This is a genomic window from Vibrio azureus (assembly GCF_002849855.1).
Classification (GTDB): Bacteria; Pseudomonadota; Gammaproteobacteria; order Enterobacterales; family Vibrionaceae; genus Vibrio; species Vibrio azureus.
Window position 1 is genome coordinate 55984 of sequence record NZ_CP018617.1, and the last position, 24655, is coordinate 80638.

Sequence of the window (24655 nt, forward strand, 5' to 3'; positions counted from 1 at the left end):
TTTTCTCAATAGCAACGCCAAAAGAAACCCTAAAGATCATTAAGACTTTTACATGATCATCTGTCCGGAACGATGATCATGTAATATTAAACTACGGTTATTGTCTGGCCAATTTAGCTAATAAAAAGCCGCTTTGTATAAACGCTCGCCAATGAGAACAACAATGCAGAGCCCGATTATGGAGCCAGTCTATCAATGTCCCAATGATCATGTTGATGAGAGAATAGAAATCTGTCATGGAGGCGGTGCTCGCCACCTTGCCAAAACTCGATACTTTGTGGTTTTACTCGAAAGCCTCCCCAAAAACTTGGAACAGGAATCTCACCACTAGCAAACTTCTGTTTTAATTCAAGAAACTTTCCTTCCAGAACTCCACGAGCAGAAATACGACTGCTTTGTTTACTTGCAATGGCTGCAAGTTGGCTTTCTTTTGGTCGAGAGGTAAAGTATTTCATATTTTCTACCGCACTTAGTTTTTCCACAGTACCTGTAATATGGACTTGGCGTTCAAGAGGATGCCATGGAAAGTGCAGACTAATATTATGGTTATTTTCCAGCTGTTGTGCTTTACGACTACCAAGGTTAGTAAAAAAGACAAATCCAGCTTCATCAACATTTTTTAATAGAACAATTCGCTGGAATGGCATGCCCGTTTTATCGACCGTCGCAACCGTCATGGCTGTTGGATCGGCAATGCCGGACTCCACAGCTTGTGCTAACCAAAGGTTAAATTGCTCAATGGGATCCGCTTTGAGATCTTTACGACGCAATCCCCCTTTGGTGTATTCACGACGCATATCAGTAAGTTCCATCTTTACTCCTCACTCGTTTTTTAAAGATTGTGCTCCGGATAGTGACGAATTACAAGTACGGTGAGATAAACTGGATTATTGATATACCCAAGTACAGCTTTGGTTCTGCTGTACCTGCCCCCTACGTCTCAACTCGCTCCCCAAACATTAAAAACCTCTTTATCATTAGTTAATATTAAATAATCTCGTAATAGCGTAAGTCATCTCCAGTTATATTGAAACGCAAATAATTGCGTATTCTATAAGCAAGATAAGGGGACGTTAGACTCATTTTAAGACACTTGCTATAACTCTTTTACAAGGCAATATGTTGTATGTCCTTTAGGGTAGTCGGGTAACTCACCAAAAACCTTATAACCCCGCTTCTCATAAAAAGGTTTTGCTTGAAAGCTGAGTGTTTCAGTCCGCATATAATTGAAGCCTTGCTCTTTAGCAAAGGTTTCGGCAGCATCCATTAATTGATTACCCACTCCCTGACCTCGAGTATCATCAGATAACCATAATAATTCTAGGATACAATAGTTCCAGAAAGCACAAGCACGGATACCACCGACTACATTTCCATTATTGTCTTTAGCAAAGGCTGCGAATTTTGTGTCTGGCTCAAATACCACATCATCAGGTATATATCCCTGATTAAAAGATTGAATACCTTTGCTTATCGTTTCAAGATCATCCTTACTTGGAGAAGTGGTAATTTCTATTCTCATTGTTCATCCGTATTTTTGGCAGTTATATTTGTAGCTATAGCACTGAGCATACAGCGTTAACCACTAGGTTGTGAATGATATACCCAAATAACCTTAAGGTGCTGCGTTCAGCGAGATGACCTGAACTAGTTTTTAACCTAGTTCACTTTGATTAACATGAAAATGTATCTTAAAGTTCAAGGTGCTTTTTTATATGCGAGGTCAGTTTGCTACTGAGCCGCTAGCCAAAGACTTCGTGCTTGAGTGCTCCATCTTAGTCAAAGCGATAGCCGCTCAATTTAGCTGATTAGCACGGATATATACCGCTCAACAGCCAATTTGAGTTTAACCCAGGTTTATAGGTATAGGTTCGCAAGCTCATGCCACTTTTTCTCACCAATAACCCTGGTTAAGTCTGCGATTGCTGATTCAGAAAGGCTGCCATCATCGTTGTAAGTCAGAGTCGGCAGTCGAGTATCTAAGCTCTCTCCTTTCTCAATTAGGCTATGATCAATCGCTTGCCAAAATGCAGGGCCCTTAACGTAAAATAGTGGGTAATATTGGTACTGCTGTTGCTTAGCGACAAGGTGGTTGGCTTCTAACAATCCGGTGCTTGCAAATGGGAAACTGCGCTCAAAATCATGCCATTGAGCTTGCGGGTCGACAAAATCATAAGGTGTCTTGCCTAAAGATTTAATACCATAGTACTCCGCGATACTTTCGGATGCCCACATTGGTGAAGTTGTATCGAGCAAGTGCATGGACTCGTGAGCCGCAATTTTAAGCAGCATTGGCATATCGTCCTCTTCTAGCTTTCCATTATTTAACAGGGCGTTAATAAGTATTTTATCGCTACCTGCAGCGCCACTGACACTGCCAACTTGTTTATCTCGGCTAAAGAAGACGATATCCCACTGGTTCACACTACTATCAGGAAATAAACGAGTGAGATAATCTAATTGAGATTCCAGTGCCGGCTTCCAATCGTCCATCGTGTGTAAAATCTGCTCGGTATCTGTGGTGACTTTGATCGCTTTACCATTGATATTTAATTCGACAGGCTTAAGGCCCCAGACAACAAACAGCGGTGGTTGATCGGCATCAGGCAACCTTCCACATTCACCATCCGGAGCACAAACTTGTGCAGGAACAGGTTGACCATGATGCGTAGAAAACCGTGGCAGAGAATTAAACTCACTGATAAATCGCCAACCTTTGTTTGGTTCATAACTATCGATTTGTTCAGCGATATCAAAACCATCGTGCCCTATCTCAACAAGTGGCCGTTGCCAAGTCACATGCTCACATTGAATCAGTGTTTGATATGCGATAGCAGATTGGCTTCCATCTTCATTAGCACAAAACAAGTCAGGCTGTGTGTCATTAACATGCGTTCTTGCCGGCAGTGCATGAAATGTTCCAAGCTGCTGAGTATCGACATTAATGGTGACAACGTCGGGACGCTCAGCCAGCTCTTCCAATTGATAGGTAAGCGTTGATGCTGCAGAGGTGATGAGTGCAGTAGAGAGCAATAATACAGACATAATAGGCACACGTTATTTGTAATAACAATTGGAGTTGAGGGACTAAAATTAGTTCAATGCAGGCTTCCTTTTTGCGCCAATTTCCGCAATTCACGAGATGATAAAGTCTCATTTCCATTAAATAACTATCCCCAAATACCTTTAAGATATTTGGGGATAGTTTTATCATTTAATCATCAAATGACATTTATTTATCGATGCTATCGCTTATAAGCTCTTGTCACATATAAATCGCTCTTTCTCTATCAACGACAACCGACAAACATTGATATTAGGCTTTCATCGCCGTTACTTTTACTGCATCAGCAATGGTGCGGTAGTTTGGTGACAGTTTTTGTACGCTAGCAATCACTTCATCAAATTCAGCTTGAGTCGCATCGCCTTTCACGTCAAAGTGGAACTGGATTTCATCAAAGCCTACTGGTGCTTCTTCGCTTACGTCTAGGAAACCACGTAGGTCAAGATTGCCCTTGATCGTTAGGTTTACAGAGTCAAGTTTGATACCACGTGCACTTGCTCCAGCAACAAAACCAACCATCATACAACCTGCCATACCACCTAGTAGGTAATCTTGTGGTGTTGGGTAAGCGTTGTTACCCAGTAGCTCTTCTGGCTCGCCGACTTGGAAGCGAAAATCTTTCACGATTTCTTTACCGCCAACTTTTTGATTGAGCGTACGAATTTCGCTGTGTACGCCACCTTTCCATTCTGCAACAATGCCGTATTCTGAAATAGCTTGTGCCGGTTCATTGGTAACGATTTCTGTGTAAGCTGCAAGGTCATTAAGTTTGATGCCATTTAGGGGTGCGTTTGCCATGAGATTTTCCTTTAAATTTTTATGATGACGCTGATGCCTAATGTGAGTGCTTATTCGTTTGAATCTGCATCAGTCGCTTTATTTTTGTTATTTATCTATTTCACTTTTATCGCGGCTTCCCCGCCCTTTTGGAGGAAGCCACACACGTTGTGATTACTGGTTACGACCTGCCATTACACCGCCGTCAACATTCAGTACCGTACCTGTTGTCCAAGACGCTTTGTCTGACAGTAAGTACTCAATCGCGTCTGCAACATCTTCTATTGAACCAATGCGGCCAATTGGGTGGAATTCATTGAAGCCTTTCAGTGTTGATTCAATTTCTTCTTCTGCGATGAAAGATTTGTAAATCGTTGACATCACAACAGCAGGAGCAACTGCATTCACTCGTACGCCATGCTCGCCCAGTTCAATCGCTAGGTTTTTAGTTAGAGCATGTAAGCCTGCTTTTTGCATTGAGTAAGCGGATGAAGGCGTTGCTTTAATCGCTTGGTGTGCCCACATAGAGCCGATGTTGACGATAGCACCGCCACCGTGTTGTTTCATGTTCTTCGCTACTGCTTGAGTGATAAAGAAGAAAGCACGGTTCATATCAAGTTGTAGGTCATAGTCACGCTCTGAATGCTCAAGGAAATCAACAGGCTTGAAGAAGCCAGCCGCGTTAACCAAGTAACCAATGTGGCGTTGTTCTGCATTCAATTGTTCAATAAAGCTTTGCACTGCAGCTGGGTCGTAAAGGTCAACTTGAGCGGTCTCAACTTGGCCGTTAGTCTTTGCTTCAAGGTCTTGTTTCGCTTCAGCCAGGTTTTGTGCGTCATGAGACAGAATCATCACTGGTACACCGCCGTTAAGAAGGCGTTCAGCGGTAGCTTTACCCATACCAGAAGAGCCGCCAACGATAAGTGCAATTGAAGAAGTATTAAACATATTGAATCCTTACTCTACCTTCTAGTAGATAGTTATTAATTTTCTAAAAAAGGAGTGTTTGCGTTTTCACTCCCTGTCTGTGGTTGTTACTTTATGATCCTTGATGAATGACGTCAACAACTTTTTCTACCTATCGATAGGTAAATTATAAGATAATTAACTTTACCTTTTAAAATCAGCAATTTGCATTGTTTATTATTTTTAAACTTTTATCACTGAAAATTTTAATATGGCAAAGGCACCTCAAGATCTCTTGAATATCACAACGAAATCACCACCTCATTAGCAAAATATGTCACTATTCTACTTATACCTAAGTAACCTCAATATACGCTTCAGCGAGACAGCCTTTGGGTACGTGTCTGGATATTTGATAAAAATCATAAAAACGAGATAAATGTGAATCTACTCAACCCTAAAGCACTTCAACATTTTTTGCTGGCTTTAGCATGTATCGCCATTATCGGCCTGTGCTTTACGCATCAACTCGCCACTCAGCACCAATACCAGCATTGGCAAGCAGAGCTCAAACAACGAGCAACAAATGTTGCCCAAGAAATCGATGATGAATTGGCGAAGTTTGAGCAAATACCGAACTTGCTCAACCATGATCCGAGACTGCTGGCAGCATTACAAACAGAAACAAAGACTAAAGACCTGAATCTACTGCTGTCTGATTGGCTCGCACAAAGCCTTGCCGATACCATCTATGTGCATGACCAAACGGGACTGGTCATTGCTTCTAGTAACTATCAACAAAACGACACTTTTATTGGATCTAATTTTGCCTTCCGCCCCTATTTTCAAAAAGCATTAAAAGGTCAAAAAGCTCAATATGTCGCTCTTGGTGTACGTTCAAAAAAACGAGGTTACTTCTTCTCTTCACCTTTATGGCTCGAAGATAAAGTGGCTGGGGTTATTACTGTAAAAGTTAACTTAGAGCAATTAGAACAAAGGCTTGCTCAAATGAAAGGGGATATTTTAATCGCGGGTATCCATGATGTTGTCTTTATGAGCAACTTAGCTGATTGGCGATATCGTGCCTTGTTCCCTTTGTCAGAAGCAGCGAAAAAAGAACTGACCCAGACACAGCAATACGGTGCCGCATTACCTAAGTACAATGGTGACCTGACAAAGGATACAGGCGCTAAAGAGTTAGTAAGCAATCACTTTCTAATTTCACCCGATTATATCTCTTACACCACCGAGTTGTTCGACAAAAATTACCGTGTGATAAGCTTAATAAATCAAAAAGAGGTGCTAAAAGCGGTTCTTCAAACTGACATTACTTTTTTAGTGTTGTATGCGGTCATTGCGCTTATTGCGCTGGCTTGGTTTCAAATGCTGGTCAATAAGGCCAGACTGGCTGATTTAAATATTAATTTAGAACGCATTGTCACAGAGCGTACTGATTTTCTCAGCCAAGCCAATAACAAGTTACGTCATACCATTGAGCAATATAAACAAAGCCAACAAGCGCTTAAGCAAACACAACAAGAACTGACGCAAGCGACTAAATTGGCGTTACTGGGCGAGCTTTCCGCCAGCATAAATCATGAAATCAACCAGCCTTTAGCAGCGCTCAAAACTTATAACGAAAATTCATTACGCCTGATGGCGATGGAACGTTACCCAATGGTCACAGATAACCTCCATAAAATGCTTGATCTCAACGGCACAATTGCAGAGGTCATCGCACGCTTAAAAATATTCACTCGTAAAACAGAAAGCAGTCCACACAATGAAGTGTCTATTTTGCAAGAAGCTGTGAGTAATGCATGCCGTATACTTAATACCCAGTTGACGAAACAAGGTATCACTGTCGATATTCCAAGCATCCCTACTCCAATCTTGCTCGCTATCCACAATGTTGAGTTGGAACAAGTGCTGATCAATATACTTCACAATGCCACTCAGGCGATGACAGGTAACAGCTTAGAACCACGTATTGCGATAACCATTCGATGTGATGAACACATGTGCGATATTTATATATCTGACAATGGACCAGGCATGGATCAAGTTTCTTTATCGCGCATTTTTGACCCTTTCTTTACGACTAAACCAGAAGGCTTAGGGTTAGGGTTAACCATTTCCAAACGCATTTTGGAGAGCTACCAAGGGACATTAAGCGCTTATCAAGGTGATAAGAATCAGGCACCTTCAGTCAGTGCTTGTTCTGGCGTCCACTTAGGCGGAATGACCTTTACTATTCGTCTGCCTCTCATCAAACAAAACTCTCAGGAGGCCCCTTCCGATGCATAGTCAGATATTTTTTATCGATGATGAACCTCATATTCGCGATGCTGTATCACAGGCTTTACTGCTTGAAGGACTCGATGTGACATGTTTACCTAATGCGGTCGAAGCATTACGTGTCATTGATGTCGACAAGCCTGCTTTAATCATCACGGATATAAATATGCCAGTGATGGATGGGTTGGAATTTATGCGGACCTTGTTAAATCAAAATAAACATTTTCAATTTATTGTCTTGACGGGGTACGGCGATGTAAAAACCGCAGTTGAAGCGATGAAGTGTGGCGCCTACGATTTTCTAGAAAAGCCGTTTTCGACAGAACATTTGCTCAAGTCTTTATACAAAGCGAATGACAAGTTGCAGTTACTGCAGGAAAATATCTGGTTAAAGAAAGAGCTGGATATGCAGACACATGTGGGACCAAAGATGATTGGACACAGTCAAGTCATGGTCGATATACGCCGCGCATTAATCAGTGCCCCTGCTCAGCAACCGATTATTTTTTTGGGTGAAGCAGGCACAGGCAAAAGACTCGCTGCACAATTCACTCATGATATTCACGCTCCACCAGAAGCAGAACTCATCACGCTTTCCAGTGAAGATTGGCAAGATGAATCTCAAGAACGTCTGTATCAGTTTCTTGATGATTTACCCTGTGACCGATGTTCATGTAGCCTCTATATTTACAATATGGAACACATGACACTGGAGCAGTGGCAATCCCTATTAGCTCACCCAAATATTAACCGTGTTCTCGGCTCTGCCAGCAGAGTTTCCAAAGCGATCGAGCAAGTCACCAACGTTATCCGTATGCCTACTTTAGATCAGCGTAAAGAAGATATTGGCCCACTATACCGCCACTTTGTCCGCCATGCGACTAGTCGTTATCAACTGCAACCACAGCAGATAAGCCTTGAAGAAATACAAGAGCTTACCGATCGAGAGTGGCCAGAAAACATCAAACAATTAAGGCAGTTTGCTGAACTCAGAGCTCTTAAACCTAATGTTTTGTATATGGAAGATTGGCAACAAACCAGTGCTGACATTCAAAGTATGGCTCAGCGTATAGAATATTTTGAATACGGGTTACTTTTTGACGCCCTTCAGCGGCATAGAGGCAGACTTAAAGATGTTCAACTAGAATTAAAACTATCACGTAAGACTCTATACGACAAATTGAAAAAACATCAGCTGGATAAAGCCCAATTCAAAGGCCGTCATTGATTAAAGATGACTTGGCTGAAATAAAAACCTTGGGTACAAAAAAACGTGGTTATCAATAAAACCATCTAAGCCAGTTCGAAATCAGCCTCATCGAGAGTTCTCCTTAGGACAAGGAATAGAATGAGCCGAGATAAGTACACGAAATTGAATCAAGATGAATTGGATTTCGTCGATGATAAAACTGCCGCATTAATACTCAATACGCCCACCAGCGCACGTACTATGCTTTGGGTCATTGCTTTGTTTTTCGTTGCAGCTGTCATTTGGGCGGCTTGGGCCAAAATAGATAAAGTGACGGTGGGTCAAGGTAAAGTCATTCCATCTTCTCAAGTTCAAATTGTGCAAAACCTCGAAGGAGGGTTAATTAAAGAAATTTTGGTCAAAGAAGGCCAACAAGTCTCGAAAGGCCAACAGCTGTTGCTGATTGATGACACACGCTTTCGCTCAGACTTTAGAGAACGAGAACAACAAGTTGCCAACCTAACCGCTTTAGTCATCCAACTTTCGGCCTCCATTGACAGTGTTGAAGTCAACCGAAATTTCAAAAGTCGTCATTGGGAAAACAGCGTTATTATTCACGATGATAAGCTCGTCTTCCCTCAAGATTTAGAAGAAAGTCAACCTCAGCTAACCCAGCGACAAGAAGCCGAATATCAAGGTAACTTGCATAACCTCAGAAATCAGTTGTCCGTCATTGATCAGCAAGTCAAACAGAAACAACAAGACCTCGTCGAAATACAAGCACGCGTAAACAATTTACGTCGCAGCTATCGGCTCGCCAAAAAGGAACTCGACATCACCAAACCATTGGCAGATGAAGGGGTTGTGCCTCATGTTGAATTGCTCAAGCTCCAACGTCAAGCCAATGATACCCGCCGTGAATTGACGTCCAGCGAGCTCAAAACACCGGTGATCAAATCCGCCATTCGCGAGTCGATGCTTAACCGAATCGATGTCGCCCTAAAATTTCGCTCCGAACAACAAGAAAAACTCAACAACGTTCAAGATCAGTTATCAGCACTGGTAGAGTCTACCGTTGGTCTAGAAGATCGCGTTAATCGTACTGTGGTCCTTTCTCCAGTAACGGGCACAATTAAGACGCTGAATGTGAATACCGTCGGTGGTGTTATCCAGCCCGGAATGGACATTGTTGAAATTGTCCCAACCGAGGACTCTTTACTCATCGAAGCCAAAATAGCTCCCAAAGACATCGCTTTTTTACGTCCCGACCTACAAGCAATTGTTAAGCTGACTGCCTATGATTTCACTAAATATGGTGGTCTCGAAGGAGAGCTTGAACACATCAGTGCCGACACCACACAAGATGATGAAGGTAACAGCTTCTATATCGTTCGTATTCGCACCCAAAAAACCAACTTTGGTCAAGGCACTGATTTACCGATTATTCCCGGAATGATGGCCTCTGTCGATATCATTACAGGTAAACGTACCGTGCTGGAATACTTGCTCAAACCCATCTTAAGTACCAAAAACAATGCTTTGAAAGAATAGGAGTATTCTCAGAGCCAGTCGTCCTTAGAACTGACTTTTTCAGAGCGTGGGTGGTTTTTTGTATAAGGTACAGGCTTTGATGTGTTGCCTTCTAGATGAGCAGCGATTAGCAACAGGCAGCACTTATCCTTTAAGTTGATGATCATGTTCTCAATTTAATGAAAATACTGTTTTTAAACCTGGGGATACATACAAAAGCACAACGCACCTTGGATAAATAGACAATTTTTGCACTGGGGAACACTTTGAATAGTACAATTGTGGTGTAAGTCGACTATGCACTCTTTATCAATTAAAAGGATGGCATTGTTTATTTTTATTATTTGTATTTCATTGCAAATCAACGCTCTCAACAACAGAGAGCAGCAATGGATAAAAGCAGTTTCATCCGTTTACGGAGAGCGCGCAGGGCTGCGAGTTCAAGCTTGGCGCAAAAAACAACATCGACTTCAATCTCAAACCAACCGCCAAAAGCTGTCGGAGGTGAACCATTTTTTTAACCAATTACACTTTGTCGATGACATCAAACTTTGGGGAAAAAAAGATTATTGGGCCACACCATTGGAGTTTTTAGGCAGTAGCGCTGGAGACTGTGAGGATTTTACTATCGCTAAGTATTTTTCATTGCTTGAACTCGGTATTTCGGATTCCAAAATGCGTTTGGTCTATGTCAAGGCTATCCATCTCAATCAATTCCATATGGTTTTAGCCTACTACCCAACGCCCAGTTCTGAACCCTTGATTCTCGATAACCTCAAACATGAAATAGTACCAGCGTCTAAGCGCCAAGACTTGAGACCAATCTACAGCTTCAATGGTAAAAACTTATGGTTGATGAAATCTGCCGCCAGTTCTGGGCAGTTAGCGGGTAAGGCTTCACGTTTGAGCCTTTGGAATGACTTACGCTCCCGTCAGCGTAAGCTGAAACTTAAGAAACCTAAAATTAACTTTGACGAGTGAAAAACATGACCCTTTATAAAAAGCTTGTGGTGGGGATGGTGACCGTCTTTCTGCTCCTGATGATCGCGGTTTTACTCATCCAACTCGACACAACAAGAAATAGCTTGGAACAACAACAACGTTCAGAGGTTAACAACACCATTAATACCGTTGGCTTAGCTTTAGCACCTTACTTAAAAGAGAAAGATAAGGTGGCGGTAGAATCAGTAATCAACGCTTTGTTCGATGGAAGTACCTATTCTGTTGTTCGTCTTACCGCACTTGACTCAGATGACCAAGTTGTGCGCACTTACCCGATAAAACCCAGTCGTGTCCCGCAATGGTTTGTCGATCTTAATTTATTCAAAGCCATACATGATAAACGTACCGTGACCAGTGGCTGGTTGCAGCTCGCAGAAGTCGAAATCATCAGCCACCCCGGCGCTGCGTATGAACAGTTATGGCGAGCCTTAGTGCATTTATTAACGGCTTTCTCGGTTGTCTTTTTGATTGGCTTAATTGCGATTTCCTATGTTCTTCGCCGTTCCTTGAGGCCTTTAAAAGCGATAGAAAGAAAAATGCGTGACATTGCCAACAATCAATTTGGCTCCCCACTTGCTCGCCCTAACACAAAAGATCTCATTTCAGTTGTGGATGGCATCAACTCCATGTCTGCTCAAATTGAGCTTTCATTTAAAGAACAAGCCAAAGAAGCACAACGTTTACGCGCTCAAGCCTACCTCGACCCTGTCTCTAAACTCGGTAATCGCTCTTTCTATATTAACCATGTTGATCAATGGCTCGCAGAAGAAACGGAAGGAGGGATTGCTTTACTTCATGCTGAATACATCGGCGATATCTATGAAACAAAAGACTATCAACTTGCCGACGCTCATGTGAAAGAGTTATCCGAACGACTCAAAAACACCATCGATATATCCACGGCTACTATTGCGCGTTTATCCAGTGATGAATTTGGCTTATTGTTTCCTCATACCGACGAGAGCGAGCTGAAGCTTATTGCAAGCAGCATTGTGAACTGCGTTAACGGGCTCAACACGGACCCAACAGGGTTGGCAAAACCAAAAGCCTCACTTGGTGTCGCTTTTAGCAAAGAGCCCAAAGCACGTTCGGAGCTACTGGCGATGGTAGATAACGCCTTATCGCAAGCGAAAGCTCATCCAGAGCAGGCTTATGGCTTCATCGGAGGTGACGCAAGTTCACACCTAATGGGTAAACAACAGTGGAAAGCGCTCGTCGAAGAGGCCATTCACAGTGGATGGATTCAATTTCGTTTCCAAGCTGCCAAAAATGCTTGGGGCAAGATATATCACAAAGAGGTGTTCTCTAGCATAGAAAAGCAAGGGGAAACATTCCGAGCCAATCAGTACTTGTTTGCTTTGGAACAACTCAATGCAACGAATATGTTTGATCAATACGTCATCAAGTCGATGATCCAGAAGTTAAAAAGTGGCCAAATAAACGAACCCATTGCGATCAACATTGCTCAAAGCAGTATTTCTGAGCCATCCTTTATTCGTTGGACTTCTCATATGTTGGAAAAACACAGCAAAGTTGCCTCCATGCTGCATTTCGAATTGCCAGAGTCCTGCTTTATTGAGCACCCTCATCATACCGCCTTACTGTGCCATGCCATCCGTCAGTCTGGTGCCATGTTTGGAGTGGATAATTATGGCCGAAACTTCCAATCGCTTGAATACATTCAAGAGTTCCGCCCTAACTATGTCAAATTAGATTATTTGTTTACTCATAACCTCCATGATGAGAAACAAAAGTTCACTTTAACGTCCATTTCCCGTACCGCCCATAATTTGGGGGTGACGACCATTGCATCACGGGTTGAAACTCAGGTTCAACTGGATTTCTTAACAGAGCACTTTGTTGAAATATTCCAAGGTTTTATTGTCGACAAAGAATAGAAACGAGGTAGATCAAGGATGAAAGACCCCTTACTGAACTCGCTTATTTACGTTAGCCGTTACTTTGGGTTAGCCAATTCACCTGAGGCCCTAGTCAACGGATTACCACTTTCTGATGGAAAACTGACGCCCTTTCTCTTTCCTCGCGCAGCAGAAAGAGCTGGGTTAATCGCCAAAGAAAGCCAAGCAGATTTAGAGGCGATTTCAAGCTTGATTCTACCTGTCATCCTCATTCTTAAAGAGGGAGAGGCCTGTGTCCTCAACAGCATTAATCATGACAGTTTAGAAGTAGAGATCACCAATTTAGAAAACGGTATGGTCCCTATTGTAGTCCCACTTTCTGAGCTGAAAGAACAGTATATTGGCCGCTACTTCCTGATCAAAAAGCAGTTTCAATATGACGAACGTTCACCGGAAGTCCTAGAGACCCGGCAAGGCCATTGGTTCTGGTCAACACTATGGCAGTCGAAACGCATTTATCGCGATGTCTTTATTGCTTCTTTTCTGATCAATATTTTTGCTATTGCCACACCAATGTTTACTCGCTTAGTTTACGACAAAGTGGTTCCCAACCTCGCCTTTGAAACGCTGTGGGTATTATCCAGCGGGATCTTCATTATTTTCTTATTCGATTTCTTACTCAAGTCACTACGTAATTATTTTATTGATGTGGCTGGAAAAAAATCGGACATTCTGATTTCCTCAAAGTTATTCAGTAAAGTGCTAGGCATTCGGCTTGAATCAAAACCACCGTCTGTCGGCGCCTTTGCCCGCCACTTACAAGAGTTTGAATCAATACGAGAGTTCTTTACTTCCGCAACGTTAAGTGCCCTGATTGATCTGCCGTTTGCTCTGCTGTTTTTACTCGTTATTTGGTTAATGGCTGGTGATTTGGTGTATGTGCCCCTGATCGGTGTCATCCTCCTGATTATTCACTCGCTGATCATCCAACGTCCATTGCGCCAATCTATCGAGGAAGGCTCGCGCTTGGCGTCACAAAAATACGCCAATCTCGTCGAAAGCTTGGCCGGGCTAGAAACCGTAAAAATGCTCAGTGCGCAAAGTCAGTTCCAATATCGCTGGGAAGAGGCTGTAGCTCACATGGCCACTTGGAACATTAAAAGCCATAGAATCACCGACAGCATTCAGAATTCTGCTGGATTTGTCCAGCAAAGTTGTAGCGTTGGCATGATCATTCTCGGCGTTTACCTGATCGCAGAAGGAGAATTAACCATGGGAGGTTTAATCGCTGCTACCATGTTAAGCGGTCGCGCTATTGGCCCTATGGTTCAGCTTTCTTTAATTTCCACTCGCTATAACCAAGCCAAATCCTCAATGACCATTATTAATCAAGTAATGTCGATGCCCGATGAACAGGAGTCAGGTAAACGTTACGTACATCGCCCAGTCGTACAAGGCAAGATTGAAATTGACCGCGTCACCTTTCATTATCCCGATGCCCCCATCGCCTCGATTCGGGACTTAAGCCTGACCATCAACCCCGGAGAGAAAGTTGCCATCATCGGCCGAATTGGCTCAGGCAAGACCACATTAGAACGCTTGATCATGGGACTTTATAAACCAACCGAAGGCCATGTTCGGATTGATGACACCGACATAGATCAACTGCATCATGTGGACGTGCGACGTAATATTGGCTGTGTACCACAAGACTCAACCCTATTTTTTGGTTCAGTCCGAGATAATATTACTTTAGGCCACCCACTTGTTGATGATCGAGATGTCTTAGAGGCAGCGAATCGTGCTGGTGTCACGGCTTTTACTCAATCAGACCCAGCAGGGCTTGAGCGCCAAGTCGGAGAAGGTGGCAATATGTTATCCGGAGGACAACGTCAAGCCGTCACTATTGCACGGGCTTTCCTTGGCCATCCGCCCATTTTGCTTTTAGATGAGCCCACCAGCGCGATGGACAATCGATCCGAGATGCACATCAAGCATCAACTCGCTCAGCTTAAACCAACAGAAACCTTGGTTTTGATTACACACAAGACATCAATGCTCGATGTTGTAGACCGAGTCATCGTAATGGAAAAAGGCAGTATCATTGCAGATGGACCTAAAGCAAAAGTCCTCAGTGATTTAAAAAGTGGCAAAGTTCGGAATCATTAAAAACAAGCAGAGTCTAAAAGCAATCAAAATCACACATCGAGACCTTGATTTCGATACTCACACCGATTGGTTGGGGTATCGAGTTCAACTTTGATAAAAAAAATGCTCCATATAACCCAATTCTTCTAAAAAAATCCAGAGCAGAACAAAACCAACAATCGCAAACAGAACCATGATGGCCTTTTCATCTTCTTCCATACGTTCACCCCACCATAGAATCATGTTGCATACATTAGTCACACACTAAGCTAACAGTAATTCTTTAAAAATATCAATTGAAGGTCTGGCTCTGTGAACTCGATACAAAACTTTTTCAGCTTTTTTATTTGACCTCAACTTAAGTAGAGGTTTTAGCCTATGGTCATTACTTCTATTTTTACCTCAAAAAGGAACGATTGTGTCTAAGATTGCCATCATTTATTTTTCTAAAACTCAAGCGACCGCAAAGTTAGCACGCTCAATTGAAAGCGGTATTGTTCAACATGGTGAGCACAGTGTGCTTTCTCATCAAATTCAAGGTTCAGAGATCATTGAGGGCCGGTTCAGTAACCCAGAGCTGATGCAACAGTTAGCCGATTGCGCTGCGATTATTTTCGGTTCTCCAACTTATATGGGAGGCGTCGCTGCACAGTTTAAGGCCTTTGCTGATGCATCAAGCGGAACTTGGTCTAAACAAAAATGGACCAATAAATTAGCTGCGGGATTCACCTGTGGTGGCTCTTTAAATGGCGATCAATCAATGACTTTGCAATACCTACAAACGCTTTCTAGCCAACACGGCATGCTATGGGTCAGTTTAGGTATCCCGAGCAATAGCGGAGAACAAGGCCTCAATCGTTTAGGAACTCAAGCCGGCATTGTCGCACAAAATAATAACGGTAAGTTGCATCATTCAGATCTTGCCACGGCTCATTACCTTGGCAACAGAATCGCCGAACTGGTCAGTGCACAAGCTGATAATACACAAGCTAATAAGTAAGATATCATAGGGCTGGTTGCTGTATTAAATGAGCGACAATAATCACTGTTAAGGTTTGCTTCGTTGAACCACCAAAATAGAAAGCAAACCCATGCCAGAAAGCTCAGAGCCAAAGTAAGTGGTTACTATATCTAAGTAACCACAATGTGCTTGGGTATCGTGATGGGTAAAAAATTTAGTGAAAAAAGTACTCTGAACTATTGAGGCACTATGTAGAGATCTTTGGAGTAAATCCGCCCTTCGACATTATTTTTGGCAAAACCTCCAACATTGGGACGAACTAAGCGCGCTTGCATATAGTAATAGATGGGTGCGATCGGCATATCTTTGGCGAGTAGCTGCTCTGCTTGATCGTAATAGCCTTGTCTCTTATTCTGCTCTGTCGCGGATAGCGCTTGCTGCATAACAGCGTCGTATTCTTTGCTCTGATAACGGGCAAAATTCCCCGTCGATTCTGAGCGAAGTAAACTGAGGAAAGTCGAGGCTTCATTGTAATCCCCGCACCAAGATGCTCGCATAACATCAAAGTTACCTTGCCTACGCGACACCAAATACGATTTCCATTCTTGGTTTTCTAGCTCAACTTTAGCGCCCAAGTTTTTTTTCAGCATTGATGCAATAGCAACAGCAATCGACTTATTGGACTCACTGGTGTTATACAGCAAAGAAAAGGTCAATGGATTTTCTTTAGAATAACCCGCTTGCTTTAGTAACGCTTGTGCATGTTGATTACGCTGCTGCTGGGTCCATTGGCTGTATGTTGGCTGTGAAGCATGAAATCCAGCGGTAAACTTATGTGCGAAGGTATACGCAGGTAGGTGACCAACTTGTGTGACTCCATCGGTGATCACATCACGCATAATAGAATAAGAGACGGCTTTTCTCACTCGCTCATCGTCAAAAGGAGGACGAGTGGTATTAAAAGCATAATAGTAAGTACATAATAACGGCACACTGGTATAAGCCTGAGGGTAATCTTGCTGTAGTTTTTGTGCCATGTGAGGCGGGATATCAGAAGTTAGGTCTACTTCGCCTGCAGCATAACGATGAATAGAAGCATTTTGGTTTTCAAACGGAATATACGTCACTTGATTCAAACGAGTATCGACCTGATCCCAATAATTAAGGTTCTTGGTAAGCTCTAAGCGCTCATTAACCACCCATTTTGCTAAAGTGAATGCCCCATTGCCAACAAACTGCTGAGGATCGTTCCAAGGCTTATCACGGTTTTCTACGGTTGCTTTATGTACTGGCATCATAGAAGTATGGGCGGTCATGGCAACGAAATAAGGCACTTTCTCTTCTAACTCAAAGCGAATGGTATGCTTATCCAAGGCAGTCATACCCAACGCTTCCAATGGCTTTTTTCCATCCGCTACCTCTGCAAGGTTCTTTATCTTGGTGATTCTCAGATACCATACATTGGGAGAGGCCGTTTTAGGATCAACCGCTCGCCTCAGTGAATACACAAAGTCTTGTGCTGTAATAGGATCACCATTCGACCATTTCGCCTCTTTGCGCAAATTAAAAGTAAAAACTTGGTTATCTTCGGTATGCCATGATTGTGCAACACCTGGGATGATATTTCCGTCACGATCTTGGATGACGAGGCCTTCAAATAAGTCTCTTATAATGTGCATTTCAGGCATCCCTTCCGCTTTTGCAGGATCTAAGGTAGCGGCTTCTGCATCATTAGCACGAACTAAGTGTTGCTGAGAGAAGAATTGTTGAGAGTTAGTATCGGTATCTCGCTGGGGAGCGGTTGCCAATGCTGCTCCTGCAGGCAGCAACATGTAACACAGCATGGCTATCGGTTGCTTAAAAAACGTTCTTTTTATGTCCATTTAATGCTTCTCCTTTGGATAACTCAGTGATTGGATGATAGCCAAAACTGAACCTTTTAATTTCAGAGTGGTTCATTTACATCACTTCGTTATGGTAATGCTCACCATTAGTCAAAGCATAGACGGCAAAAGCAGAGTTCACTAAGTTGCTCTGCTATAAGGAAGGGGAATATGCCCAAGTAACGGCAACTTAGGCATACAATGAACACTCACCAAACAACCATTTGGAAGGCTCTATTCAAATACTGTAATAATTAGGGTAATTTAGAACCATACAGTGGTAGGGATTTATTATTATTAAGGGTAATATAACCCGGAAAGTGTGGTTCACCATCTTCACCGATCCAAAGACCCGCGAACCCAGAAACTTGACCGTTATTTTTCACATCATTACAGTTCTCTGCAGAACCAGTAATTTGGAATAAGTTATTTTTCATATGGCTTATATCGATGTGTACTTTGCAATAAGTATTAATATCATCAACAAAATCTAGGTTGTAGTTTTTATGCTCGAGACCTATAACGTTACTGCGGTTGACAACCAAATAACTTAATAGCTTTAAGCTACTAATATTAATTTCATTATCATTTAAGACGTTAAAATCATCATTAGCATCATCTACATTAACATAACCACCAGCTCCAAAAGGCTTATAAGTGACCGTTTTTTCTAAGTTTCCATAACGATCATTTTGTTTAAACTCAATATAATCATCAAGCTCTGAAACTTCAGCCCCAAACACCTTTGCGCTACCATCCATTGTTTCGATCACTTTCAATGTTGATACATTGGAGCTAGAGGTATGTATAGCAAACTTATTATTATCAAATACCCATAACCCATCAAGTTTATGCTCATCATTTAAGGTTGTAGGCTTATTATTAACCGTTGGCTTAGGCAATGAAGTATTATTATCTTCCTTACCAGTTGAACTCCCACCACCACAACCTACCAGGCAACTTGAAATAATGACTGGAACAATAATTTTATACACTTTTTATCCTTTTAACATTAATTTATGACACATGAAGATATAAGACTTATTAATTCAATGTAGGATTACAGAAGAAAATTTGTGTTCCAGCATCTATTTCACATGATGCATTTTCCTCCGTCGGCATTTTTATAATTTTATCATCTTCAGTAAAGAAAACGGGATAGATAGGCTTTGTTCTCAGTTCACCGCTATCATCATAGACATAATAATCATATTCTCTAATACTTAAATGGTCACAATTTAATGCCCACTGGTTTCGTGACACCGCTTCCTCATAACTTAAGCTCTCTGATGAACAAAAAGAGCCGCTATGATAATCAGCATAAGCAGTCGAAATCAGAGCAATCGAGCAAGAGATAATAAAATTTATTCTTTTTAACATTGAGTGTTCCTTATTAATAAAAATTAGTCAGAATATGTGGAATAACTATTTTATCGAATTTATTGAAATAAACATTCAATAATAGGCAGAGCTGACGCAATAAAGTTTTTTTGTATAATGTCTCATGTCACATGGAGCATTTTGGATCTTAGGAGCTTTAAACCAATCATCAAAGTTATTTGGGTTGGAAAAGCTTGGGTATATAGGCCTAGCTCTTATTGCATCGTTATCGTCGTATACATTATAATCATAATCTCTTCGAGATATATATCTACACTTCCTGGCCCACTGATTACGTTGTATCGCCTCTGAAGGTGTCAAGCTATCATCATCACACCTTAGTAGTATTGCTCTTTGCTCAGGTGTTGGTTCAGAACTAACACAAAAAAGCTTATGTGTATAATGCCTTATACCACAGGCAGCATTTTCAGTGATAGGAGCCTTAAACCAATCATTAAAGCTTGCTCGATTATAAAAGCTCGGGTATTTAGGTCTCGCTCTTAGTTTACCGTCATCGTCGTATGTATAATAGTCATAATCCCTCCGCGAAATATGCCCACACTTCTTAGCCCACTTATTACGTTGTATCGCCTCATAAGGTGTCAAGCTATCATCATCGCATCTTTTCTTAAACTGGTCATCACCAGGAAAAGACAAAGCAACCGGGCTAAAAAAAATCACCCCTAACATTAGTGTTAACGTTTTTTTAAACATAAAAATATCCCTTTTAGATAGGAGTGCACTCCAAACACATCTAATATAGTATTAACAATAGAATTATAAATTTATTTTTATTATCTATAACTTAAAAACAATCTATAAAAAATAAAATAAAAAATCAACCGTAAGTAAGAAAAAAATAAATAGCAAAAGTATCATTTATGCATTAAATAAGAAACAATCGGCTCGCTAAAAACAAAAATGAAAATAAATAAATATCAAAAAAATCATTACTATAACGTTAAAAATACCATTAGTTCAACGTTCAAAAAAACCATTTAAATTGAACAAAGTTTATAATATATTCCTCAATCGTCATTGAACAATGACATTATTTAACTAACTAAAATAAATAAGGATATTTTCATGAAAGCGCCAATTTTTGGAAAGAAGCTTTTAGTGACAACACTGACATTAATGCCATTGAGTGTATTTGCTAATATGCATGCTTACAACAGTTGTAATGATATATTAGCTCAAGGAGCTTATACTCAATACCGAACGACAACAGACTCGGAAACAGGCATAGCTCTTAAGAAATGGCTTTGCAGTACAGACCATATAAGTAATTATGGTAGAAACTCATTTCAGTCAGCTGTTGTTGATACCCTTTCGTTAGACAGATACAACGGAAATGTAGATGAATGGAAAAGGGCTGAGTGTATAGGTTTCGAGGATAGTAACTATACTGGCAGTAAGGCTGCTCACCTTTTAATTCAAAAAGTAAATGATGGAATCATTGATGATTGGTCAAACTGTATGCAAGAACAGCAAGGTCACCCACTTGTCTGTTATGCCAAACAAACAGACCAATCACTGCGGATGATATTAAGAAACTATGGAAATTCTGACATTGAAATTAATAATATAGCTTCACACAACATAACTTCTGACTATTGGAATCCGCGCTCCATACAAGCTGGTAGAGATCGTATTATGCGATATACAATTGATGATAAAAAGTATGACTCTGAATTTGTATTATATGGTGAAACAGAATACGGAGATATGTCATGCAATTATACCATTCCTAAAAAACCAAACCCGAGCACAAGACATGAGTGTGAGGTTTATAGGTTAAATGCCTTATCAGAAGAAAAAATAACAACACGTGACTATGAGTACTTTAAAGAAACAAATATGGTACCTCTTTTTAGTAGCAGAAATAATCGTTACATGGGCTATTACCCTTGTGACATGTTTTAAGTTAAGGATATTAAAATGATAAAAAAATTATTAGCTCTAACTCTAGGTTTAACAAGTTTAAGTATTTCCGCTAACGATGGTGCAAGACTAGAAAAAAGATGTTCACTGGATAGTTTAAGTCCATCTCAGGCTGTAGGTAGAAATGAGTGGGCCCATAAGTGTAAACATATATCTAAAAGAACTATGGAATACAATACTCTAGATGATTTTGACAATCCAAGAGCGAGGCCTTTATACCCTAGTTTTTTTAACCCAGCAAACTTTGATGATTGGTTTAAAGCACCAATTGTTAAAAGTGGCTCATGTGACATAAAGCATTATACAAAGCAAATACACTGTGTTTCTTCATGCTATACACCAGATCAAAAGATTCTATTTGTAGATGGGGAACATGAAATATACGATGCGCTAACAAAGAAATTAACCAATATCGTTGCATTATCTGATAACGCTAGCCTTGATAATATCTCTTATCAAGTAAAAGATGTTGAAGCATACAGTGAGTCTATTGTCGAAACCGTTCATAATATCCGAGTCTTTAATACTGCAAATGGCGGCCAGCTCAAAGTTACTGACAACCACCCATTACTCGTTTCAACAGGGTATATGCTGACCGCTGAAAACATAAAAGTTGGTGACAGCTTGATCAGTAAAGATGGCTCTTTTGATGAGATCATTAACATTGAAGACGTTAAGTTCACAGGTAAAGTTTATAACGTGATGCCAGATACCTCTGATAAAAGTACTAATGGCCAAATTGTAGTCGCACAAGGTTTCCTCTCTGGTTCGATGTATTATCAAAATGATGGTGCTAATTTAACCGGAAGACTCTTATTAAGGGATCAAATACCTAGTGATTTACTTTAATTTTTAAGGTGATTTTGTAAATTAACTAAGCAAGGCCTTTGTGCCTTGCTTTTAAACAGGTTTTCTATGTTAAAAAAGACTCTTATTTTAACGGCATCACTATCAGTTATTGCCTATATTACTTTCAATTCCCACACAAAGGCACCATCTGAATTACAAGCACTTCGTATCGAAGAGAGCACCGTTGAAAGCCAACATATAAATGAAGCAGTTGCTTCGGAGCAAGCATCTAGTATTAGTACCCTTGTTCAACCTAACAATGTTAAATATCAGGAGAGCAACGTTCTTGATGAATCAAGCTATAATTGGGAAAATAATACTTGGCGCCAACCAAGTGAGGAGTTTCAAAGCTTTATCACCCTGAGTAGTAAGGTATTGACCACAGCATCAGACCGACAAAACTTTGAGCTGTTATTGAATGACTATAAGATGGTCGAAGCAACCAGAAAGGCGCTCCTATCTGATATTAGTGTTGAAAAGTACAATTATGATGATGAACGAGCAAGGTGGGATGCCATTTATTATATAAGCAGCATCATCACAGGTAAGTACAAAACGCAGCACCTGACTGATATTGTTAATTTATCTCTCGAAGTAATCAATAAGCCACTGCCGGACAATATACCTGATGATGAAATCAAAAAATCTTTGATTGGAGATAAAGTTGAGATTGCCATGGATTTAGCCATCTTCCAACCCGATATATGGCAAGAGTATAAAGCCAGTAGCGATCCTACCATGGCGAAGTTCATTAACTATGTCGATAATGAAGCTGATTTTAGTCGTAACAAGATGAAAAGCGACGCTCAAAAGCTGGCAGATAGGTTGAAGAGTCTATCACAAGAGTCCAATTTGGCGACGCAATAGCCTCCCTTTAAAATTTAAGGCTCATACTCAAGCCACCCAAAAATGAACACGACAAAATGCGGCCTCGGTTTCCATTAGCTAAAGGGGAAAAGTCAGAGCACTCAAGCCTCTTCAATCACGCTAATAAGCCAGAGCCGCTTGCTGCTTACAAGCTATTTGACACAGCGCTTCCACCTCTCATCACCGCTTTTGATACAAAGCTACATAATCCCTGAAAAAGGGTGTGATAAACGGGAGTAATAGCCTGGAGCGAAGATGGTTTGTCCCTTTACAAATTGGATTTGAAAGATATACCAATCACTGAATGCGTTTTCAGCTGGGTGTGCCACCATGCCCATCGCATCACATCGGTTTTGTAGGTATTGATACTCTTGTATTGGAATAGTCAAATAGCGGAATCCTACTTGCGCGTTAACAATATGAATCCCCCACTCGCCACTAATTTCAGTATCACTTCCATCCTGCTCGTATAACCATTCCCAATCCGAACCATCCACAGTGGCACAATACACTCTTGCTGAATCAGCAAAACTGTTAAATGAAAGCCCAAATAATAAAGCCATCCAACTCTTTTTTAATAATAAACGCATTGTTAATTCATTGACCTTTTTGTCTATATTTTTTATCTACATAGTAGGAGGCAAGGGTATACTCAACAGAGGCGTAATGCACTTTCAAAATCTTCTCTATTGATATAGCAACCAGCCAATTTACGCTCACCTACAAAGGTATCTCTACCGTGCAATACACGCCAATTGTCAAAAATAATCATCTCACCCGGTTTTAAAATATACTTCCATTGATATTGCTCTGATGATGCTAATGTTTCAAAGTAAACTAATGCTTCATACACTTGCTGCAAGTTATCTAGGTGTGGAGACAACGGTTCTCGGTCATAATGATTAAAACTCACTTGTTCAAGTTTACCGCAGCGATTGTAGCGAAGTACGCACCTCTGGGCAGCTAGATTCACGCCATCACCGATATAACGACCCATTATCGGAACATCTTTGAGCAAAGCATGGAGATCTGGCCGGTTTTTTAGTATTTCATTGGCCAGCATAAAGCCATCAACCATGGTTGAAGCTCCACCTTGGGCATCATAGTGACAACACAGCAGCATTTGTAATCCCGGCGCATCATGGCTGTAAGTACTGTCCGTGTGAGATCCCAAAGCTAAATCCGTATAGGCAGAATCATCTCGGTTTTGATTGGCACTGAATTGCCATAAACCACCGAAGATTGTTTGCCTTACATAGCCTATTCTATTGGCAATATTTTCTACAGAATCGATAGTCGTCGGGCACTCACTTACCACAACAAAGCCATATTCTTTTAATCGCATCAGCATCTGGTTAAAATCAGCCGCCTTTTGAATCTGATAAAATTGAAATCGAAAGGCAGCATCTCCAATCAAATCGATATTTTTCCAAAGCTTGATGTCATGTTGATTGTCGATGCCAAACTGAGCTAAGTGGTCAGAGCCATCTTTGAGCTTCGAGTATAAATCCTGTGCTGTGTACTCTGAAGGTTCATGATTATTTTGCCAATAGATCATTACCTTACTTCCTTCTTCAACTGTGATCTGCGTAGGTATTGAAGATTGGAAAAGATCCGTTGCTGAGCAAACTCTTTGATGCGTTTTATGGTCCCAATCCGTGTGGGATTTAGAATGATCTTTGAACCACATATAGGGAAGATCGAACGCCTGACCATCTCGAAATCTAATCAATAATGAGTATTCATTTTGCACAATACTTTCAATTTCCATCTGAAAGACCTCAATTTGAATGATGAACTGATAAACAAAATGAGCATAATGATGCATATTTACATCTTATTTTAGATCGTCATTCTTGTTGAAAATTTAAACTCTCAGCATTGAACTTTATCATTTGGAGTCAATCAGTCTCTGATCACATTTTATGTCAATAAAAATAGAGAACCACTCCAGTTAAAGTAAGTCCAAGACTTACTTATTAAGAATACCTTTATCAT

At 40.9% G+C, this 24655-nt stretch carries 21 protein-coding genes; 10 read left to right on the forward strand and 11 right to left on the reverse strand.

What is annotated here, in order from left to right; translation table 11 throughout:
* Positions 1-176: 176 nt before the first annotated feature.
* The 5 genes from pdxH to BS333_RS14050 all read right to left on the reverse strand — a co-directional run bounded on the left by pdxH (position 177) and on the right by BS333_RS14050 (position 4789).
* A complete protein-coding gene (pdxH, locus tag BS333_RS14030) occupies positions 177-812 on the reverse strand; it encodes a pyridoxamine 5'-phosphate oxidase (RefSeq protein WP_021708260.1) in 636 nt (211 codons plus the stop codon).
* 284 nt (positions 813-1096) lie between these two features.
* Positions 1097-1522 carry a GNAT family N-acetyltransferase gene (locus tag BS333_RS14035; protein ID WP_021708261.1) on the reverse strand — a complete coding sequence of 142 codons (426 nt, stop codon included), beginning with the start codon at positions 1520-1522 and terminating at the stop codon, positions 1097-1099.
* A 335-nt stretch (positions 1523-1857) separates the two neighbouring features.
* A complete protein-coding gene (locus tag BS333_RS14040) occupies positions 1858-3045 on the reverse strand; it encodes a hypothetical protein (protein ID WP_033003222.1) in 1188 nt (395 codons plus the stop codon).
* A gap of 271 nt (positions 3046-3316) precedes the next feature.
* The gene (locus tag BS333_RS14045) at positions 3317-3862 is read right to left on the reverse strand and encodes an OsmC family protein (RefSeq protein ID WP_021708263.1); all 546 of its coding nucleotides are present in this window, start codon (positions 3860-3862) and stop codon (positions 3317-3319) included.
* 153 nt (positions 3863-4015) lie between these two features.
* Positions 4016-4789: an SDR family NAD(P)-dependent oxidoreductase gene (locus BS333_RS14050; RefSeq protein ID WP_021708264.1), complete on the reverse strand. Its 774-nt coding sequence runs from the start codon at positions 4787-4789 to the stop codon at positions 4016-4018.
* 399 nt (positions 4790-5188) lie between these two features.
* Between BS333_RS14050 and BS333_RS14055 the strand changes: the two genes are divergently transcribed.
* The 7 genes from BS333_RS14055 to BS333_RS14085 all read left to right on the forward strand — a co-directional run bounded on the left by BS333_RS14055 (position 5189) and on the right by BS333_RS14085 (position 15773).
* Positions 5189-7054 (forward strand): sensor histidine kinase, encoded by a 1866-nt coding sequence (locus tag BS333_RS14055; protein WP_021708265.1) that lies wholly within the window; start codon positions 5189-5191, stop codon positions 7052-7054.
* The gene (locus tag BS333_RS14060; RefSeq protein WP_021708266.1) at positions 7047-8273 is read left to right on the forward strand and encodes a sigma-54-dependent transcriptional regulator; all 1227 of its coding nucleotides are present in this window, start codon (positions 7047-7049) and stop codon (positions 8271-8273) included. Before BS333_RS14055 ends, BS333_RS14060 begins: the two co-directional genes overlap by 8 nt.
* Positions 8274-8393: 120 nt before the next feature.
* Entirely contained in the window at positions 8394-9785 is a 1392-nt protein-coding gene (locus BS333_RS14065; RefSeq protein WP_021708267.1) for an HlyD family type I secretion periplasmic adaptor subunit, read from the forward strand.
* 300 nt (positions 9786-10085) lie between these two features.
* Complete coding sequence (locus BS333_RS14070) at positions 10086-10745, forward strand: transglutaminase-like cysteine peptidase (protein ID WP_033003233.1); 660 nt, start codon at positions 10086-10088, stop codon at positions 10743-10745.
* Between the two features lie 5 nt (positions 10746-10750).
* Positions 10751-12664, forward strand: a complete 1914-nt coding sequence (locus tag BS333_RS14075; RefSeq protein ID WP_021708269.1) for a bifunctional diguanylate cyclase/phosphodiesterase — start codon at positions 10751-10753, stop codon at positions 12662-12664.
* An 18-nt stretch (positions 12665-12682) separates the two neighbouring features.
* A complete protein-coding gene (locus tag BS333_RS14080; RefSeq protein WP_021708270.1) occupies positions 12683-14794 on the forward strand; it encodes a type I secretion system permease/ATPase in 2112 nt (703 codons plus the stop codon).
* A 397-nt stretch (positions 14795-15191) separates the two neighbouring features.
* The gene (locus tag BS333_RS14085; RefSeq protein WP_021708271.1) at positions 15192-15773 is read left to right on the forward strand and encodes a flavodoxin family protein; all 582 of its coding nucleotides are present in this window, start codon (positions 15192-15194) and stop codon (positions 15771-15773) included.
* A 197-nt stretch (positions 15774-15970) separates the two neighbouring features.
* On the opposite strand, the gene BS333_RS14090 is transcribed toward BS333_RS14085, so the two are convergent.
* The 4 genes from BS333_RS14090 to BS333_RS14105 form a co-directional block, all read right to left on the reverse strand.
* Positions 15971-17617: an ABC transporter substrate-binding protein gene (locus tag BS333_RS14090; protein ID WP_021708272.1), complete on the reverse strand. Its 1647-nt coding sequence runs from the start codon at positions 17615-17617 to the stop codon at positions 15971-15973.
* Positions 17618-17871: 254 nt separating this feature from the next.
* Positions 17872-18612, reverse strand: coding sequence for a hypothetical protein (locus BS333_RS14095; RefSeq protein ID WP_021708273.1), 741 nt, complete (start codon positions 18610-18612; stop codon positions 17872-17874).
* 49 nt (positions 18613-18661) lie between these two features.
* Positions 18662-18997, reverse strand: a complete 336-nt coding sequence (locus BS333_RS14100; RefSeq protein WP_021708274.1) for a hypothetical protein — start codon at positions 18995-18997, stop codon at positions 18662-18664.
* Positions 18998-19072: 75 nt separating this feature from the next.
* On the reverse strand, positions 19073-19711 hold the full coding sequence (locus BS333_RS14105; RefSeq protein ID WP_021708275.1) for a hypothetical protein: 639 nt from the start codon (positions 19709-19711) through the stop codon (positions 19073-19075).
* Between the two features lie 372 nt (positions 19712-20083).
* Between BS333_RS14105 and BS333_RS14110 the strand changes: the two genes are divergently transcribed.
* The 3 genes from BS333_RS14110 to BS333_RS14120 all read left to right on the forward strand — a co-directional run bounded on the left by BS333_RS14110 (position 20084) and on the right by BS333_RS14120 (position 22657).
* Entirely contained in the window at positions 20084-20923 is an 840-nt protein-coding gene (locus BS333_RS14110) for a hypothetical protein (RefSeq protein ID WP_021708276.1), read from the forward strand.
* A 15-nt stretch (positions 20924-20938) separates the two neighbouring features.
* Positions 20939-21790, forward strand: a complete 852-nt coding sequence (locus BS333_RS14115; RefSeq protein WP_021708277.1) for a Hint domain-containing protein — start codon at positions 20939-20941, stop codon at positions 21788-21790.
* Positions 21791-21856: 66 nt separating this feature from the next.
* Positions 21857-22657, forward strand: a complete 801-nt coding sequence (locus BS333_RS14120; protein ID WP_021708278.1) for a hypothetical protein — start codon at positions 21857-21859, stop codon at positions 22655-22657.
* 200 nt (positions 22658-22857) lie between these two features.
* Here the strand turns inward: BS333_RS14120 and BS333_RS14125 are convergent, their stop codons facing one another.
* Both BS333_RS14125 and BS333_RS14130 read right to left on the reverse strand, forming a co-directional pair.
* A complete protein-coding gene (locus BS333_RS14125) occupies positions 22858-23247 on the reverse strand; it encodes a hypothetical protein (protein WP_050568001.1) in 390 nt (129 codons plus the stop codon).
* A gap of 62 nt (positions 23248-23309) precedes the next feature.
* Entirely contained in the window at positions 23310-24485 is a 1176-nt protein-coding gene (locus BS333_RS14130) for a TauD/TfdA family dioxygenase (RefSeq protein ID WP_021708280.1), read from the reverse strand.
* Between the last annotated feature and the right edge of the window lie 170 nt (positions 24486-24655).

Excerpts from the sequence above, each read along its gene's own strand:
- BS333_RS14070 (WP_033003233.1), top strand. The coding sequence starts at position 10,086 with ATGGCATTGTTTATTTTTATTATTTGTATTTCATTGCAAATCAACGCT.
- BS333_RS14080 (WP_021708270.1), top strand. The coding sequence starts at position 12,683 with ATGAAAGACCCCTTACTGAACTCGCTTATTTACGTTAGCCGTTACTTT.
- BS333_RS14035 (WP_021708261.1), bottom strand. The coding sequence starts at position 1,522 with ATGAGAATAGAAATTACCACTTCTCCAAGTAAGGATGATCTTGAAACG.
- BS333_RS14065 (WP_021708267.1), top strand. The coding sequence starts at position 8,394 with ATGAGCCGAGATAAGTACACGAAATTGAATCAAGATGAATTGGATTTC.
- BS333_RS14120 (WP_021708278.1), top strand. The coding sequence starts at position 21,857 with ATGTTAAAAAAGACTCTTATTTTAACGGCATCACTATCAGTTATTGCC.
- pdxH (WP_021708260.1), bottom strand. The coding sequence starts at position 812 with ATGGAACTTACTGATATGCGTCGTGAATACACCAAAGGGGGATTGCGT.
- BS333_RS14090 (WP_021708272.1), bottom strand. The coding sequence starts at position 17,617 with ATGGACATAAAAAGAACGTTTTTTAAGCAACCGATAGCCATGCTGTGT.
- BS333_RS14115 (WP_021708277.1), top strand. The coding sequence starts at position 20,939 with ATGATAAAAAAATTATTAGCTCTAACTCTAGGTTTAACAAGTTTAAGT.
- BS333_RS14100 (WP_021708274.1), bottom strand. The coding sequence starts at position 18,997 with ATGTTAAAAAGAATAAATTTTATTATCTCTTGCTCGATTGCTCTGATT.
- BS333_RS14130 (WP_021708280.1), bottom strand. The coding sequence starts at position 24,485 with ATGCATCATTATGCTCATTTTGTTTATCAGTTCATCATTCAAATTGAG.
- BS333_RS14105 (WP_021708275.1), bottom strand. The coding sequence starts at position 19,711 with ATGTTTAAAAAAACGTTAACACTAATGTTAGGGGTGATTTTTTTTAGC.
- BS333_RS14050 (WP_021708264.1), bottom strand. The coding sequence starts at position 4,789 with ATGTTTAATACTTCTTCAATTGCACTTATCGTTGGCGGCTCTTCTGGT.
- BS333_RS14045 (WP_021708263.1), bottom strand. The coding sequence starts at position 3,862 with ATGGCAAACGCACCCCTAAATGGCATCAAACTTAATGACCTTGCAGCT.
- BS333_RS14075 (WP_021708269.1), top strand. The coding sequence starts at position 10,751 with ATGACCCTTTATAAAAAGCTTGTGGTGGGGATGGTGACCGTCTTTCTG.
- BS333_RS14060 (WP_021708266.1), top strand. The coding sequence starts at position 7,047 with ATGCATAGTCAGATATTTTTTATCGATGATGAACCTCATATTCGCGAT.
- BS333_RS14125 (WP_050568001.1), bottom strand. The coding sequence starts at position 23,247 with ATGCGTTTATTATTAAAAAAGAGTTGGATGGCTTTATTATTTGGGCTT.
- BS333_RS14040 (WP_033003222.1), bottom strand. The coding sequence starts at position 3,045 with ATGTCTGTATTATTGCTCTCTACTGCACTCATCACCTCTGCAGCATCA.
- BS333_RS14110 (WP_021708276.1), top strand. The coding sequence starts at position 20,084 with ATGAAAGCGCCAATTTTTGGAAAGAAGCTTTTAGTGACAACACTGACA.